The following is a 15,657-nucleotide window of genomic DNA, read 5'->3' as shown; positions in this document are numbered from 1 at the left end:
TTCATCCATTCAATGCCGCCCGGTGGACATGTGGACAAGCCGCTTCGCGCCTTGCCCACATGTCCACCGGCCCCGACCACCATCAACCATTGTGATTGTTGCATTCCACACTAAACGACGAAGGGCCGCCGCGAATAACGGCTTGCCATCCAAAACACCGATCCGCCAATCGAAGGGTGTATACATGAACTCCTGTGCCAGAATGACGTCGGATTCCTTGAGCATTTCACGCGCGATCTCAACCAATTGCGTCGCGTCCTCCGCCTTTTTGACGCTGAGACTAAAGGCGCCATCAGGCACCTTCAGCACCACCGGATAAGGCAGCAATCTGGCCGCCGTGTTCAGACTGTGCTTGCTCAACAAGAACGTCTGAGGTGTCGGCACGTCGTGGCCTTTCAGAAGTTCTGCAAGATACGCCTTGTTGGTGCATCGCAAGATCGACGTTGGATCGTCAATCACAGGCATATTGGCCATTTCTGCCTTGCGTGCAAACTGGAACGTGTGATCAGATACTGCAGTCGTTTCCCGGATGAACAAGGCATCGAATTGGGTCAAGCGAGAAAAATCTTTCTTTTCGATCAATTCGACGGAAATATCAAGCTCTTCTCCAATATCGACAATCTTGCTCAGTGTTTTCAGGTTCGATGGAGGCAGAGGATCTTTCGGGTCATGCAGTATGGCGACCGCCATGCGGTACGTGCGGGGTCGCGGAGCTGGATTCCAGGTCCTTCGGGTGAACTTGGCGAGGCCTCGCGTAAAGACGCCATCCTGTTCCGCACTGATGTCCGCAGGCTTGAGCGGTTGTATGGCCGCGACCTCCCACACTTCCGACTTGGCTGCGCGCTCCACTTCAATCTCCAATAGCGGGCACTGGAACATTTCGAAGCTCTTGCGGGCAAGATTGGCAAGCTGCGGGTCCTCTATTTCTCCGAAGAACACGTGCAGGGTGAGGCTGCGGACTGATCGAGGAACCTCTTTCAGCGGGCCGACAAGGGAGTTCAGCGTCGGCAGCATGCTTGCCTGCGGCTTGCGGCGTGCGAGATCCAGGATGGTTTCGACGCTCGGAGTCACTCGATCTCCGCGAGCCTCCGCGAGCAGCGAACAGTAGTACCCGACACTCAGGTAACTGTAGCTACGGCACAAATTGATGATCTTGCGCGGCCGGCTTCGTATTCGCGGGCCATCCGCAAGGAAGTGTTCTGCCGTGACGACCTCCATGTCTGGGTCGCTCCAGCGAAAATCGCTTGGTTTCTCGACGATGATCAGATGGTCCGAATTCATTGGGAGCTCTAAATGCAAAAGAATCGTTGCTCCGGCCATCGATCATGGCCGGAATGGGGGGCGCTCGAACTGCGTGGCCTAACCAGGCGGCGCCTGGTTCCAGTCGATGTTTGAATTGTCCGCTTTCCTGACGGCCGCTTTCGTGGCGATATCAGGACGCAACTGCTTGCGAAAACGGATGGCACTCGCGCCATCGGCGTAGTAATTGCGGATTGGAGCACCAAATGGCGTGTAGCCTAGTGCGCGAAATAGCGCGTGCGCGCGCACATTGTCAATGCGACTTTCCAGACGCACTTCGGTGCAACCGTGCGCCGTTGCTGCGCGGGAAACTTCATTTGTGAGAAGGTGGCCGATTCCGGAGCGTTGGCAGCCGCTCTTGACGGCAATCGAATAAAGGCGAGCAATCTGAGATCGCTTGCGCATGAGAATTACCGCACTACCTACGACCATGGCGCCTGCCTCTGCCACCAGTACAATGGCCGAGGCACTCTTTGATAGGGCGCGCCAGCTTCTTCGCGATATTCGATCAAAAGCGAACGATTGTTCTTCAAGCTCTATGAGCTGCTCGATATCCTGGTGGTCGGCCAGCCTAATGCGGGTTTTTGTCATCTGCTTTGTGAAGAACTCGAACTTCGCTTGCGGCGCGTGGGGTACTCAATGAGCACCCATGCAAGAAGCAGCGGAACCACAATGGCGAGAATAGCCAGCATGAAGTGTAGAAACTCATTCAACACGATGAGATTCCAAATGCTTGGGCGCTGATCGGTTCGCGCGCCATTTCTCGACGCGGTTGGCCAAGCGGAAGAACGCGATGAACCCGACGACGACGACGGCTACAAAGGTAATGTCCTGGAGGAATTGAGGCACTGGGGGGGGCGTCCGATGGTCCTTGATAGTCACCTAAACCATACGCCGCGGCGGTCAAGAGCGTCGTAAATTCGGCATAAAGTCTCGCCCTGTAGGCGGTGCCGCGAGGCGTTCCCGTAACACTGACTCCCTGCCGCAGGGCTTCTCAAGCGGCACCCCTCATCAAATTTACGCAGAAGTTATGACGCGACCAAGGACTTAGGCGAATACTGCTGCATGGCAATTTCGCCATTCGATTGCGAAAAAGAACATGCGCGCTCAAATCTTCAAGTCCCTGGCGGGCGTCGCTGCGGTATGCGGCGGTGTCATGGTTGCTACGCTGCCGTCTGTAGCAACCGCACAAGTCACTGGCAGCGTGGCCTTGACTTCCGACTACGTGTGGCGAGGGTCTTCCCAGACCCGCGAGAAGCCCGCCATTCAAGGGTCGTTCAAGTACGCCCACGAGTCCGGTCTCTATGCCTCGGTGTGGGGTTCGAACGTCAAGTTCAAGCCCGACAACGGCGCGTCGAGTGAGTTCGACATTGCGCTGGGCTGGAGCGGCAAAGTCGCCCAGGACTGGGCGCTCGACGTCTACTACCTGCGCTACCAGTACCCGGGCTCCGATGTGAACCTGAACTGGAACGAGGTCAATGCCGCCGTGACCTGGCGCGACAACTACTGGGTCGCCGTGGGGCATTCCACGAACGCCATGGCAAGCAAGACCACCGGCACCTATGCACTCGTAGGTGCGCGCTACCCGATCAACGACACATGGCGGGTCGAGGGAACCCTGGCGCGCTACTTCCTCGATAGCACCTATGCGAAGAGCTACACCCACGGCTCCATTGGCGTCGTCTGGGCGTTCAAGGCGCCCTTCGAGGCTCGCCTGACCTTGCATGGCACCGACTCGGCGACCAAGCAGTTGTTCCCCGGCATGGCTGGCTCGCGCGCGGAATTTGCGCTGCAGGCGTCCTTCTAGGAGTTCCCCATGTCTTTGACCTCACGCCTCGCTGGCATCCACGGAGTATCAAATCATGGTTGAGCCACTTCTCCTACTTTCCCTGCTCCTCGTTGTGGGCTGGCCTTTGGGGCGCTATCTTGCCGCGGTCATGCGTGGCGCCCCCATGCGCAGCGATGCGCTGTTCTCATGGATCGAGCGCCCCATTTATGCAGCGCTTGGCACCCGCCCTCATGTCGGCATGAGCTGGCGTGGGTATGCGGGCGCATTCCTGCTGTCCAACCTGCTACTCGCAATTGTGGTGTGGGTGATCTTCATGACGCAGGCCTGGCTTCCGCTCAACCCGGACGGCGTGCCGAACATGAGCTGGGACCTGGCCCTGCACACCATGGTTTCGTTCCTCACGAACACCAACCAGCAGCACTACTCGGGCCAAGCACAACTGTCCTACCTGTCGCAGATGACCGGCATCGTCGGCCTGCAGGTCGTCACGCCTGTCATGGGCTTGGCGATGGTGGCGGCCACGCTGCGCGGTTTGTTCGGTGGCCGGCAGGCCATGTCGCAGGATTCCGCCCAAGTCAAAGCGACAGATGCCAAGGTCGTCGTTGATGTCGGCAACTACTGGGCCGACGTGACGCGGGCAACGCTGCGCTTCGTGCTTCCGCTGTGCCTGGTATTGTCGGCGCTCCTGACCTGGCAAGGCGTTCCAGCGACGCTGGCCGCCGGCCCCGTCGCAAGTCCAGTGGAGGCCACGGCCGAGTTCAAGGAACAAAAGATCCCGCTGGGCCCGGTCTCCCCGATGGTGGCCATCAAGCAATTGGGCAGCAACGGCGGTGGCTGGTACGGCCCCAACAGCACGGTTCCGCTGGAGAACCCGACACCGCTGAGCAACTTCCTCGAAGTGTTTGCGATTGCCCTTATCCCGGTCTCGATCATTTTCATGGTGGCGCCGTTCACGGGCCGGCGCAAGTTCGGCGCGATGGTCCTCGGCACGATGCTCACCATGTCGGTGCTGACGGCTGGCATCAGCCTGTGGTCGGAGAACAATTCCGCGACCACGCTGGATGTCGCGCTGATGGAAGGCAAGGAGGTTCGGCTGGGTGCTGAAGCATCGGCCTTGTGGGCATCCACCACAACGCAGATCAACAATGGCTCGGTCAATTTGATGCTGGATTCCTCGGCGCCGCTCACCGGCATGATGTCGATGATCAACATGCTGATCAACGCCATCTGGGGCGGTGTGGGCTGCGGCCTGATGCAGTTCCTGGTCTACCTGATGTTGGCGGTCTTCCTGGCCGGCCTGATGACCGGCCGCACGCCGGAATTGTTTGGCCGAAAGATCGAGGGGCCGGAAGTCAAACTGCTGGCGATTCTGGTGCTGCTGCAGCCGCTCGTGATCCTTGGCTTTACCGCGATCACGCTGGCTATCCCCAGTATTACAGGGAACTCGAATCCCGGCTTTCACGGAATCAGCCAAGTCTTCTACGAATACGTCTCGGCTTTCGCCAACAACGGATCGGGCTTCGAGGGCCTGGGTGACGCCACGGTGTGGTGGAACGTGAGCTGCGCGATCGTGCTGGCCCTGGGGCGCTTCCCCTCGCTGGTGATCCCGCTGGCCATCTCCGCGATGCTGGCATCCAAGCGGCGCGCACCGGAAGGCTCCGGCACCTTGCACGTCGAGACGCCGACATTCGCTCTGACGCTGATTGGCATCGTCATCATCCTCACGCTGTTGCAGTTCATGCCAGTGCTGGTCCTTGGCCCTGTGGCTGACCATTTGCTGCTGACCGAACTGCTGGCTCGGTAAAGGGAATCTGAAAATGAGTACCACACATGCAAACGCCCCGGTGACCGAAGGCCACAGCTTCAAGCCTGCGCTCATCGATTCATTCAAGAAGCTGGCGCCCCAGCACGCCGTGAAGAATCCCGTGATGGCCGTCGTCTGGCTCGGTACGGTCTTGACGGCCATTGCTACCCTCGCAGGATGGACGACCGCCGGCTTCGGCTGGTCCGTGACGCTGATCCTGCTGGTGACCGTTCTGTTCGCGAACTTCGCCGAAGCCGTCGCCGAGGCGCGTGGGCGCGGTCAGGCGGCCTCTTTGCGCCGTGCGCGCAAGGATTTGGTCGCCCGTCGGCTCGACAAGGCGGGCAAGGAAACCACGGTGCCTGCTACCGAGCTTCGGCCCGACGATCTGGTGGTCGTGGAGGAAGGCCAACTGGTGCCAGCCGACGGTGAAATCGTCGAAGGCGTGGCGACCATCAACGAGGCGGCCGTGACCGGCGAATCGGCGCCGGTGCTGCGTGAAGCCGGCACTGACCGCTCCGGCGTGATCGGCGGCACCAAGGTGCTGTCCGACCGCATCGTCGTGCGCGTCACGGCAGAGCCGGGCCACAGCTTCCTGGACCGCATGATCTCGCTGGTCGAAGGCTCCAATCGGCAAAAAACGCCCAACGAAATCGCCCTGGGCATCGTGCTCGCCGTCCTGACCCTGACCTTCTTGATCGTGGTCGTCACGCTGCCCTTTATCGGCGGTTTCGTCGGCGTCGAGATCAACGTGGTGCTGCTGGTGGCGCTGCTGGTCTGCCTCATCCCCACGACCATTGGCGGCCTGTTGCCTGCCATTGGCATCGCAGGCATGAACCGCGCGCTCAAGGCCAACGTGCTGGCCAAGTCCGGTAAAGCCGTGGAGGTGGCAGGCGATGTGGACGTGTTGCTCCTGGACAAGACGGGCACGATCACCTACGGCGATCGTCAGGCCACGGCGTTCCATGCGCTTGCAGGTGTGGACGGCACCCAGCTGCGTCAGGCCGCTCTGCTGGCCTCGCTGGCCGATCCCACGCCGGAAGGCAAGTCGATCGTCAAGCTCGCTCGCGAGAAGGGTGAGAAGCTCGTCGATCCGGAACAGGCGCACTTCGTGGCCTTTACCGCGCAAACCCGGATGTCAGGTGTGGACCTGCCGGGTGAGCGTGTGATCCGCAAGGGGGCCATCGACGCCATCATCAAGCATGTCAAGTCGCTGGACGGCCACGTTCCGGCCGAACTCGAAGCGCGTGTCAATGATGTCGCTCGCAAGGGGGCAACGCCTCTGGTGGTGAGCGACGGCAGGCACGTGCTCGGCGTCATCGAACTGTCAGACGTCATCAAGCGCGGCATCAAGGAACGCTTTGCCCGCCTGCGCGAGATGGGGGTAAAGACCGTCATGATCACCGGCGACAACAAACTGACCGCAGCCAACATCGCCGCCGATGCCGGCGTGGACGACTACATCGCCGAGGCAAAGCCGGAAGACAAACTCGCCCGTATCCGCGCGGAGCAGGCTGGCGGACGCCTCGTGGCGATGGTGGGTGATGGCACCAACGACGCACCGGCGCTGGCCCAGGCCGACGTGGGTCTGGCCATGAACTCCGGCACGCAGGCCGCCAAGGAAGCCGGCAACATGGTCGATCTGGACTCCGACCCGGCCAAGTTGCTCGCGGTGGTCGAGATCGGCAAGCAGCAGCTCATCACACGCGGTGCGCTGACGACGTTCTCGCTGGCCAATGACGTGTCGAAGTACTTCGCCATCCTGCCGGCGCTGTTCGCTGCGGCCATTCCGTCGATGGCGGCGCTCAACGTGATGAACCTGACGAGCCCGACCAGTGCCGTGCTGTCGGCGCTGATCTTCAACGCGCTCATCATTCCCGCGCTGATTCCGCTGGCATTGCGTGGTGTTCGCTTCAAGCCGGCCAGCGCCACCCATCTGCTGCGCAACAACATGCTGATCTACGGCGTGGGTGGCGTGGTGCTTCCATTCATCGCGATCAAGCTCATCGACGTGATTCTGTCGGCCTTGTTCAACGTCTGAGGAACTTCCCATGACCATGACAACTTCTCTCACTTCTCGGGCACACAAGGGCCGTCCTGATGACACACCGGTAGCAGACCGTGGGGTCTGGCGTGGCGCTATCGGGTTGACGGTTCTCTCCCTGGCTGGCTTCGGCTTTCTCTACTCGCTCGCCGGCGTTGGCATCGGGCAGGCGCTGTTTCCCTCAACCGCCAACGGCAGCATCGTCGAACTCGATGGCAAGGTGATTGGCTCCGAACTGGTAGCCCAGCCCTTCGTCAGCGAGCGGTACTTCCAGCCACGCCCCTCTGCCGCCAGCTACAACACGATGTCACTGGCTGGCAGCAACCAGGCGCGGACCAACCCAGACATGCGCAAGCGCCTGGAAGAAACGCGCGCGGCCGTCGCCCAGCGTGAGGGCATCGAGCCATCCGCGGTGCCGAACGACCTGATCACCCAGTCTGGAGGAGGCATCGACCCGCACGTCAGCCCCGAAGGTGCCTCGGTCCAGGTCGCGCGGGTGGCTCGTGCGCGCGGCCTGGAGCCGAGCATTGTCGAAGGGCTCGTCGTCCAATACACGGAGAACAAACAACTCGGTGTGCTGGGGCAGGCACGGGTCAACGTACTGAAGCTCAATCTCGCTCTGGATGCGCACAAGGCGGCCCCGGCCACCCCTGCGGCGGGGGCACAGAGCGAATCGGCGGTTCCTCAACGATAAGAACGGGAGGCGCATGAGCACGTTGAGCAAGCACCTGGATGAAAGAGACATCCTGTTGGGCCTCAAGGCCGCGAGCAAGCGCGAAGTCTTCGAGGCCATCGGTCAGCACATGCAGGCCCTTCATGGGATATCGGCGGAGTCGGTTGCATCGGCACTCCATCGCCGTGAAGCGGCTGGATCAACGGCACTTGGTTGTGGCGTAGCGATTCCGCATGCCCGTGTGAACGAGCTGGAGCGGATTCGTCTGCTCTACCTCAGGTTGGCTCCGGCGCTCGTGTTCGACAGTCCCGACGGTGAGCCGGTTTCGGACATCGTGGCGCTGATGGTGCCTGCGCCCGCGACGCAGGAGCATCTGGACGTGCTTGCTCACGTCGCTTCACTTTTTTCGGAGAAGGCGTTCAGAAAGGCGCTGCACACATGCGAGGAACCGGGTCAAGTCATGGAAGTCATTGCGAACTGGCCACATTGAGAAGAGCACAGCAAGGAGCCCATACCGATGATGGCTCAGGGTATGAGGGATCATCGGTGATGTGCGTGGGCATCGCCTGCGAGGTCGATCGCATTGCCGTCACGACGAACAGCAGGCCTGGCGGGCGCTTGTTCCAATCGTTCTTTCCCGCCAACACCGTGGGTCGGGCGGTGGTCCGCATGTTCTGTGCTGGATTTCGGCAACCCATGCGGATTGTCATCAGCGGAGTTCGCGCCTTGGATTTCGCGCTGTTACTGGGACGGGGTCACAGGCGGGAAGTGATCCTGCTGTTTCAGCCGATGCCCTCGGCTGCTTTGGCCGCCCGCGCATGGCACCAGCCTTAAATCGCGGCCTTGCTTGCACACCGCGAACTTCCGACTTACCGTTCTGAATGCACAGTGAATTGAAAAGGTAGCCATGGGGTCTGAGAATACAGAAAAAGCTGACGCCCTCGTTGGAGAACTACGGCGCCAGGCTGCCGGCAGACTGACTGTTTTCCTGGGCGCTGCCCCTGGTGTAGGGAAGACCTACGCCATGCTGGCGCGTGCGCGAGACCTGCATCGCCAGGGCGTTGACGTGCTCATCGGTATCGTTGAGACACATGGCCGCGGTGAGACGCAGGCAATGGCGGATGGCTTGCCCCATCTGGCACGAAAAAAGGTCGAGTATCAGGGGCGAACGCTCGAAGAGATGGACCTCGATGGTCTCCTGGCGCGCAAGCCCGCCATCGCCCTTGTGGACGAATTGGCGCATCGCAATGCGCCCGGCAGTCGCCATGAACGTCGCTGGCAGGATGTCGAGGAACTCCTGGACGCGGGCATCGACGTCTATACCACGGTCAACATTCAGCACCTGGAGAGTTTGAATGACGTGGTGCATCAGATCACTGGAATTCGCGTCAGCGAAACAGTTCCGGATTCGGTATTCGAGCGCCTGCGGGACATCCGGCTGGTTGACCTCCCAGCACAGGAGCTGATCGAACGCCTCAACCAAGGCAAGGTTTATCTCCCTGAGCAGGCGATGCAGGCGCTTCAGGGATTCTTCTCGCCTTCCAACCTCACAGCGCTTCGCGAACTGGCCATGCAGACCGTTGCTGAACACGTGGATGCCGATCTGCGTGAAAAGCAAACAGCTCGCGGTCTGTCCGGCGTTGGCATCCAGCGTCATGTGCTCATTGCCATCGATGGTAAAGGCCAATCGGAGTATCTGGTGCGCGCCGGCGCGCGGATCGCTGAGCGCCGCGGCGCGCCTTGGTCTGTGGTGTCGGTGGACACGGGTCATTCGGCTGAAGCTGCGCTTCATGCCGAGGACCTCGACCGGGCTTCATCACAGTTCAATTCGATGGCACGCTCCGAGCAGCAGCGCCAGATGGAACTCGACAAGGCCTTTGCTCTGGCTCGAAGCCTGGGTGGGGAGACAGAGTTGCTGCGAAACACGGACATCACGCAGGGGCTGCTGGATGCCGCAGCTGCGCGAGGTGCTCGGTCCATTGTGATCGGTCGCACGCGCGAGCGCCCCATCGCGAGAATTTTCAATCGAACGCTGACTCAACAGCTGCTGCAAAGGGGGGCTCGCTACGAACTCACCATTGTCAGCACGCCGCAAGCGAGGCAGAAATCCCGGGGACTCTACGATTTGAGGGGGGAGCGTTTGGCCAAGGGCGAACCTGGGCTGATCCTGCTGGCCACCGTCGGGGCCGTGATTGCGGCGTTCATCGCAGAGCGCTTCGTAGGGCTGGAGGATCTTTCCACGGTGTTCCTGGTCGCCGTCTTGCTGGTGGCTTCGAGGACGCGCATGGTCGCAGCGGTCATCACCGCGGTACTGTGCTTCGTTGCGTATGACTTTCTGTTCATCGAACCGCGCTTTACATTGTTCATCAGCGCGCAGCGAGGTGTGGCCACCGTGCTGCTCTTCATGACCGCCGCCTTGATCGCCGGACGATTGGCTTCGCGGTTGAGAATGCAGGTGATCTCGTTGCGCGCCGCGAACACTCATGCGACGGCCATGCAGAATATGGCCCGGCAATTGTCCAAGGCGGCCGATCTTGGGCAGGTCATCTCCGCCAGTTCCTCCGTGCTCCAGTCGAGTTTGAACGCCCAGGCTTGGCTGCGTATCAATGGCGAATCTGGTCCAACCGCAGTCCAAGGCGAACTGTCAGAGAAAGATATGGTCGCTGCCGACTGGTCTCAGCAGCATGGCCAGGCCAGTGGCCGTTATACGGACACCCTGACCAATTCCGCTTGGTGGTTCCTGCCGATCCGTTCCGATCAGGACACCATCGGCGTCGTGGGATTGCGATTTCCTTCGGCGATGGGGCGGCTCTCATTCGAGCAGCGGCGTCTGGCCGAAAGCATGACGGAAGACATCGGTCAGGCAGCGCTGCGCGCCCGGCTGGTCTCGGAACTTGAGGTGGCCCGAGTGACGGGCGAGACGGAGCGGTTGCGCTCGGCCTTGCTGTCGTCGGTGTCCCACGACTTGCGCTCACCACTCTCTTCCATGATCGGTGCGGCCGATAGCCTGTCCCGTTATGGCAAGGATATGAGTTCAGAAGATCGCCAAAGTCTGCTGGAAACCATCAGCGTCGAGGGTGAGCGACTGGATCGCTACATTCAAAACCTGCTGGACATGACCCGGCTGGGCCAGCAGGGCCTCACCCTGTCGCGCGACTGGATTGGCGTGGATGAGTTGATCGGTTCTGCCTCGCGGCGTCTGCAGCGCTATGAGCCGACAGTGAAGGTGGAGAGCGACATCGATCCCGAAATCGGCCTGATCCATGTTCATCCGGCATTGATCGAACAGGCCATCTTCAATGTCATGGAGAACGCCGCCAAGTTTTCCCCACCGGGCGAACCGATCAGTGTTCAAGCCAGGCCAGCTGATGGCAACGCAGTGCGCATCGACATTTCGGACCGCGGGCCAGGTATCCCGGAGGACGAGCGACGCAGGATCTTCGACATGTTCTACAGCATGGAGCGCGGTGATCGCGGAAAACAGGGGACGGGCCTTGGCCTGACGATTGTGCAGGGCATCGTGGGTGCCCATATGGGAAAAGTAGAAGCGTTGCCCGGTCCGCAGGGACGAGGCACATTGATTCGGCTGACGTTGCCCATGGGCGAGCAGCCGAGCGAGGAATGAGACCATGAGTGCAGCTATCGATTCCGCGCCCGCGCCGCGCGTTCTTGTGATCGACGACGAGCCGCATATTCGCAAATTCATCGACATCAGTCTTCGATCGCAAGGCTATCTCACGTTGCTGGCTGCGACTGGCCAGGAAGGCTTGAGCATGCTCGCGGGGAAAGGGGCTGACATCGTGGTGCTGGACCTCGGACTTCCAGATCGCGATGGCGAGGATGTTCTCAAAGAGCTGCGTCGGTGGTCACGGGTCCCGGTCATCGTCCTGACCGTTCGCTCGGACGAGGAGGGGAAAGTCGCGTTGCTCGACGCCGGTGCCAATGACTATGTGACCAAGCCCTTCGGGATCGAGGAACTCATGGCACGCATTCGCGCGTTTCTCAGGGTGAGTGGACTGCGTAGCGAGACAGGGCCCATCTACGATGACGGGAATCTGCACATCGACCTTTCCCAGCGCGAGGTAAAGCTCCAGGGGCAGGTCGTCACCCTCACCCGTAAGGAGTTCGCGTTGCTGGCCCTCCTGGTCGAGCAAGCAGGCCGTCTGGTGCCACAGCCTCAGCTTTTGAAAGAGGTGTGGGGCCCGACCCACGAGGAAGATGCGCACTACCTGCGGATTCTCGTGGGGAAGTTGCGAAACAAGCTGGGGGACGACGCATCGGCGCCAACATACATCGTGACAGAGCCGGGTGTCGGATTGAGGTTCGTCGGTAAGGAGCGGATCTGAATGCGTTGAGTTGGCAACAGAGCCATCCAGTCATTCGTGTGTCGCGCATGAAGTTATGCATATAGAGTATTCGAAATCGTTGTCGGTCGATGAGCGGCAGCACATCGTGAATGAAGTCCTTCGCCATGACCGCGCGCCGGTAGGCGTGGGTATGCCGCGGGCCATTGGCCTCAGCGCCCGCATTAAAGATACGCTCGTGGGCGGAGTGTGCGGCCGTATCGAGAAAGACCGCTTGTACGTCGAGTACCTGTGGGTGGACAGCCGATTTCGCGGCCAGGGCATCGGTTCCAATTTGCTTCAAGCGGTCGAATCCGCGGCAAGGGATGGAGGTTGCGTCGAATCTCAGATTGAAACGCTATCGAGGAAGACGGCTCGGATTTACTTGGCGAGGGGCTATCGAGTCACGCATCATCTGTGCAACTACATCCCCGGATTGACGCTCACTGTCATGACAAAAGAGCTGGGTGAGTCGCATATCGTCGAGTGCTGATCGGCATTCTTACCACTGGGCGGGCGGTAGGTTTAACCGCTGTATCGCGCGCTTGATGAGCCAAGCCATGGTGATGGTGCCCAACAGATAGATGACGCCCGTCACGTTCGGCATGTTGCCAAACGAGGAAACCATGAATTCCTTGATTTTGAGGTAGGCCCATCCTGCCAAAGATGTCTCGTCAAATAGAATCGCAGCGAGCATAAGGGCCGTCGATAGCCAACTATCCTTACGCTGGCTATTGGCGTGCCTGAGCCCGTTTTGTGATCGAAGCACCGCAGCCCTCACTTGGATTCGCATGGCAAGGAGCACGTGCACCCCGGCAAGAGTCCAGAAGAACGCAGCTGCCGCGCTCATCAGAATCGACCAGAATCCGTTTCGCGGTGCCGCAAAACCTTGCTTAGAAGATTTTTTATCTTCGGCTGCGGGGCTGGGTCAGGCCGACTCAATGCTCGCAGAAACCGGTCGCACAACCAGCGTGCGTCATACCGACTAATTGTTTCCATCAACGCTCGGTGCCGCTCTTGTCGCTCAGCAAGAGGCATGGTGAGAGCGCGGTGCATGACATAGGCCATGGACTCCTTGTCGTAGGGGTTGACAGCCAGGGCAGCCGGCATTTGTTCGGCATCCCCCGTAAACTTCGAGAGAACCAGAACCCCGGGGGCATCGGGGTTCTGTGCCGCGACAAACTCTTTTGCCACCAAACTCACGCCGTCTCTAAGCGGGGTTACGAGCGCAACCTGCGCTGCTTGATAGAGTCCGGCAAGTTCCTCGCGGCTCAGCGTCCTGTGGATGTAGCGAACAGGCGCCCAATTCAGTTCCCCTATGTCCCCGTTGAGCGCGCCGCACAAAGATTCAATTTCACTTTGCATATCGGTGCAAGAATTGGTTTCGTCGCTTGCGGGGAATGCGACCTGAATCAAGGTGGCGCAAGAACGGAACTCAGGAAACTTATTTAAGAACTCACCAAAACCTCGAACTCGATGAGGAATGCCTTTGGCGTAGTCCAAGGGGTCGATACCGATGAGGAGTTTGCGTCTTGAGTACTCCTGCTGAATTCTTTGCAAAGCCTCTTGTGAACCCTGGGATTGCGCGAATGCTCGGAAGTTTTCCACATCTATCCCGAGAGGGAAGACGTCGACCAAAGTTCTCCCGCGCCGTGTGACCACGGAGCCCTCAACAGCCTGGTCTCCAAAATAGGTCCGAACGTAGGATAAAAAGTTTTCCTTGTCTTCGTGCGACTGAAATCCGACCAAATCATAGGCAAACAGCGCGCTAAAAAGCGATTCGTGATTCGGCAGTGCTGCCAGCGTTGCAGAGGGCGGTAGTGGGGTATGGAAAAAAAAGCCGATACGATTCATGACTCCGGCCGCGCGCAGTTCCTCCGCCAACGTGATGAAATAATAGTCATGAACCCAGACGATATCGTCGTCGTCAAGGATGGAAGTAAGTGTATTGGCGAATCGCTTATTGACCGCTCGATAAATCAACTCGCCTGATCCATCGAATTCTGCCAAATCAACGCGCTGATGCAGCAACGGCCACAGCTGACCATTGGCATAGTTTTTGTAGTAGCCATCGTGTTCTTTTTGGCTGAAGTTGACGCAGAGATATTCAACATTCCCATCAATGGAGCGCTCAACTCGGTTTTCTCCATTTGTCTCCGCTGTGATCAGCCCGCTCCATCCGAGCCATAATCCACCATGCTCTCGAAGAAGCTTGCCCAAGGCTACGGAAAGTCCACCTGCATCTGGAGTGTGTAGATCCGCCAGACGGTTTGAAAGCACAATCAACCTGCCGCTCATACGACCTCTCTGCTCCCAACTGCAGCGATGGAACTGCACAAAAAAACTAGGCAACAGGTGGAAATGCTACGTTGGAGGACGAGCGCGCTCCGTAAATTTGGCGATAAATTCCCTGAGCCGCCTTGTTTAGGCGGTAAACATGGAGCAGGATCGGAACGTTCGACGCTGAGACAAGGCGCCGAGCAACCCCGGTATCTTGTTGGTGTTGCGCCGTCTGGGCCGAGGCTAAGTCCGCTCCAGATTCCGCGCTGGTTGCATGCGGGTGTGCCCAGTTGAGCTGAGCAACGTTGGCGGCTGCACCGGGCGAATCCACTTTCACTGGTCGTGGTTCGCTTGAACAAGAGAAAGATACGGATTGTTCGGCGGCGGGTTCTGGAACAGTTGCAGAGGGTCTGTTAGAAGGTAGCCATGGAGGCGGCGCGCCTTCCTTGGTCCAGCCACATCACAGATCCAGATGTTCAGGCCATTGGGTTGCTTGCGATGCAGTTGCAATCGTTCGAATCGCTTTTGCACCCATTGCCAATCCGACTGCTCCTCCTGTTTGGCCAGCGCACTTACCTGTGGATGTTCCTGCGCATACCGTTGGAACACGCCGGGACTGACCAAGTACGCGGTATCGCTCACCGAATGCACCAGCGCCTTCGCGTCGTTGATGATGAGGCGCCGCGAAGCGATGCCCTTTCGCAGCCACGCCATGAAGTGCTCGCCCGAAGGCTTCGTCGCCGAAAGCGCGGGCGCTGGCGTTTGTGACGAAGGCAGCGCCGCTACCGAGGCTGACTCGGGCACGTCGGGGCGCATGTCGGGCGCATCGTGTGAGGCAGTTTCCACATCCTGCGCAGAGGCCATTCCCACCATCGCCAGCATGTCCTCGACGACGTCGGACATGACCTGAGGCTTGGGCGGATGAATAGAAGCGGTGCTTCCAGCTTCTTCCCATGGCAGCGCCTCTTGGCTTGCCGAGGCGGCCTTCGCATCAGCCGTGGGGGGTGGGAGCGACGTATCGGCCGCTTTGTCCGCAGAAGCCGTGTCGATCGCCACCGTCCCGGCGAACGGCACCGGCCGCTCGCCAGGCTCCCAAATCAGCGCAGGTGACAGCCGCAACAGGGTGAACGAGTGGGACCAGCCGGTCGAACTGGTTACGGTCGCGCGCCAGATGGCCTTGCCGTCGAGCGTCGGCTGCAACATGCCGTGGTCCTGGAGCACATTGAACACCGCGGTGTTGTTCGCAGGGATGCCATCGACACCCTGGGACAGCAGGTGCGCGCGCAGCTTGTCCGATACCGTCTTGCTCACCAGCCACAGCGCGTCCTCGGTGAGCCAGCCATCGGAGGCTTCGGGCTGGTTCAGCTTCAGCTCTTCCTTCAGCAGGTAGCGCAGCCCGTCGACCAGCTTGCGTTGGAGCGAGTGCTT

13 protein-coding genes are annotated in these 15,657 nt (G+C 59.8%); 8 read left to right on the top strand and 5 right to left on the bottom strand.

The features are described 5' to 3' along the window. Nucleotides 1-9: 9 nt before the first annotated feature. Nucleotides 10-1,281, bottom strand: a complete 1,272-nt coding sequence (locus tag RBR52_RS14780) for a RimK family protein (protein WP_320378037.1) — start codon at nt 1,279-1,281, stop codon at nt 10-12. A 78-nt stretch (nt 1,282-1,359) separates the two neighbouring features. Continuing rightward, nucleotides 1,360-1,890, bottom strand: coding sequence for a GNAT family N-acetyltransferase (locus tag RBR52_RS14775; protein ID WP_072293018.1), 531 nt, complete (start codon nt 1,888-1,890; stop codon nt 1,360-1,362). A gap of 508 nt (nt 1,891-2,398) precedes the next feature. On the opposite strand from RBR52_RS14775, the gene RBR52_RS14770 reads away from it, so the two are divergent. The 8 genes from RBR52_RS14770 (at nt 2,399) to RBR52_RS14735 (ending at nt 12,442) form a co-directional block, all read left to right on the top strand. Further along, nucleotides 2,399-3,106, top strand: coding sequence for a TorF family putative porin (locus RBR52_RS14770; RefSeq protein WP_320378036.1), 708 nt, complete (start codon nt 2,399-2,401; stop codon nt 3,104-3,106). Nucleotides 3,107-3,161: 55 nt separating this feature from the next. Next, complete coding sequence (kdpA, locus tag RBR52_RS14765) at nt 3,162-4,892, top strand: potassium-transporting ATPase subunit KdpA (protein WP_072294996.1); 1,731 nt, start codon at nt 3,162-3,164, stop codon at nt 4,890-4,892. 13 nt (nt 4,893-4,905) lie between these two features. Then, complete coding sequence (gene kdpB / locus RBR52_RS14760) at nt 4,906-6,930, top strand: potassium-transporting ATPase subunit KdpB (RefSeq protein ID WP_072294997.1); 2,025 nt, start codon at nt 4,906-4,908, stop codon at nt 6,928-6,930. Between the two features lie 10 nt (nt 6,931-6,940). Next, nucleotides 6,941-7,627 carry a potassium-transporting ATPase subunit KdpC gene (gene kdpC / locus RBR52_RS14755; protein ID WP_083566462.1) on the top strand — a complete coding sequence of 229 codons (687 nt, stop codon included), beginning with the start codon at nt 6,941-6,943 and terminating at the stop codon, nt 7,625-7,627. A gap of 13 nt (nt 7,628-7,640) precedes the next feature. Then, nucleotides 7,641-8,096, top strand: coding sequence for a PTS sugar transporter subunit IIA (locus tag RBR52_RS14750; RefSeq protein ID WP_072294998.1), 456 nt, complete (start codon nt 7,641-7,643; stop codon nt 8,094-8,096). A gap of 417 nt (nt 8,097-8,513) precedes the next feature. Next, nucleotides 8,514-11,231: a sensor histidine kinase KdpD gene (locus RBR52_RS14745; protein WP_320378035.1), complete on the top strand. Its 2,718-nt coding sequence runs from the start codon at nt 8,514-8,516 to the stop codon at nt 11,229-11,231. Between the two features lie 4 nt (nt 11,232-11,235). Further along, nucleotides 11,236-11,952, top strand: coding sequence for a response regulator (locus RBR52_RS14740; RefSeq protein WP_072294932.1), 717 nt, complete (start codon nt 11,236-11,238; stop codon nt 11,950-11,952). Nucleotides 11,953-12,058: 106 nt separating this feature from the next. Continuing rightward, nucleotides 12,059-12,442 (top strand): GNAT family N-acetyltransferase, encoded by a 384-nt coding sequence (locus RBR52_RS14735; RefSeq protein WP_193753905.1) that lies wholly within the window; start codon nt 12,059-12,061, stop codon nt 12,440-12,442. A 9-nt stretch (nt 12,443-12,451) separates the two neighbouring features. Here the strand turns inward: RBR52_RS14735 and RBR52_RS14730 are convergent, their stop codons facing one another. The 3 genes from RBR52_RS14730 to RBR52_RS14720 all read right to left on the bottom strand — a co-directional run. Next, the gene (locus tag RBR52_RS14730) at nt 12,452-12,799 is read right to left on the bottom strand and encodes a hypothetical protein (protein WP_072294933.1); all 348 of its coding nucleotides are present in this window, start codon (nt 12,797-12,799) and stop codon (nt 12,452-12,454) included. After that, nucleotides 12,799-14,247, bottom strand: coding sequence for an alpha,alpha-trehalose-phosphate synthase (UDP-forming) (locus RBR52_RS14725; protein ID WP_072294934.1), 1,449 nt, complete (start codon nt 14,245-14,247; stop codon nt 12,799-12,801). Before RBR52_RS14725 ends, RBR52_RS14730 begins: the two co-directional genes overlap by 1 nt. Before the next feature lie 315 nt (nt 14,248-14,562). Next, nucleotides 14,563-15,657 (bottom strand): helicase/relaxase domain-containing protein (locus RBR52_RS14720; RefSeq protein WP_320378034.1); only part of this gene is annotated, 1,095 nt, incomplete at its 5' end.

The sequence above is a fragment of the Thiomonas sp. genome (assembly GCF_034007205.1).
Lineage (GTDB): Bacteria > Pseudomonadota > Gammaproteobacteria > Burkholderiales > Burkholderiaceae_C > Thiomonas.
The sequence above is the reverse complement of the archived record's forward strand: the minus strand, read 5'-3'. Positions and strand labels throughout refer to the sequence as shown.

Coding starts and splice junctions, on each gene's coding strand:
- RBR52_RS14780 (WP_320378037.1), bottom strand. CDS start 1,281: ATGAATTCGGACCATCTGATCATCGTCGAGAAACCAAGCGATTTTCGC.
- RBR52_RS14775 (WP_072293018.1), bottom strand. CDS start 1,890: ATGACAAAAACCCGCATTAGGCTGGCCGACCACCAGGATATCGAGCAG.
- RBR52_RS14770 (WP_320378036.1), top strand. CDS start 2,399: ATGCGCGCTCAAATCTTCAAGTCCCTGGCGGGCGTCGCTGCGGTATGC.
- kdpA (WP_072294996.1), top strand. CDS start 3,162: ATGGTTGAGCCACTTCTCCTACTTTCCCTGCTCCTCGTTGTGGGCTGG.
- kdpB (WP_072294997.1), top strand. CDS start 4,906: ATGAGTACCACACATGCAAACGCCCCGGTGACCGAAGGCCACAGCTTC.
- kdpC (WP_083566462.1), top strand. CDS start 6,941: ATGACCATGACAACTTCTCTCACTTCTCGGGCACACAAGGGCCGTCCT.
- RBR52_RS14750 (WP_072294998.1), top strand. CDS start 7,641: ATGAGCACGTTGAGCAAGCACCTGGATGAAAGAGACATCCTGTTGGGC.
- RBR52_RS14745 (WP_320378035.1), top strand. CDS start 8,514: ATGGGGTCTGAGAATACAGAAAAAGCTGACGCCCTCGTTGGAGAACTA.
- RBR52_RS14740 (WP_072294932.1), top strand. CDS start 11,236: ATGAGTGCAGCTATCGATTCCGCGCCCGCGCCGCGCGTTCTTGTGATC.
- RBR52_RS14730 (WP_072294933.1), bottom strand. CDS start 12,799: ATGAGCGCGGCAGCTGCGTTCTTCTGGACTCTTGCCGGGGTGCACGTG.
- RBR52_RS14725 (WP_072294934.1), bottom strand. CDS start 14,247: ATGAGCGGCAGGTTGATTGTGCTTTCAAACCGTCTGGCGGATCTACAC.